General features: G+C 50.6%; 1 protein-coding gene. It reads left to right on the plus strand.

Features of this window, described 5'->3' with window-relative positions:
• Positions 1 to 33: 33 nt before the first annotated feature.
• Positions 34 to 267, plus strand: a 234-nt coding sequence (locus SB775_RS30150) for a penicillin-binding transpeptidase domain-containing protein (protein WP_410864925.1), incomplete at its 3' end; no start/stop codon positions are given.

Genomic DNA, 267 nt, shown 5'->3' on the forward strand with positions numbered 1-267 from the left:
GAAGAAGTCGTCTCTCCTGAACCGGTGACGGCGATGAAAGACAGCACCGCTTTCATGGTGACTGACATGCTTCGCGATGTTGTAGACACGAGCATTGCCGGAGCGACCGGCAAGGAAGCCGCTATCAGTGGTCTCGACATGGCCGGGAAAACAGGAACATCCAACTATTCTGAAGACAAACTTCAAGAATACGGGCTAGATGCAAGTTCTGCACGGGATGTCTGGTTTGCTGGATATACAACGGATTATTCCATTTCTGTGTGGAGT

The organism is Peribacillus sp. SIMBA_075 (genome assembly GCF_046534585.1).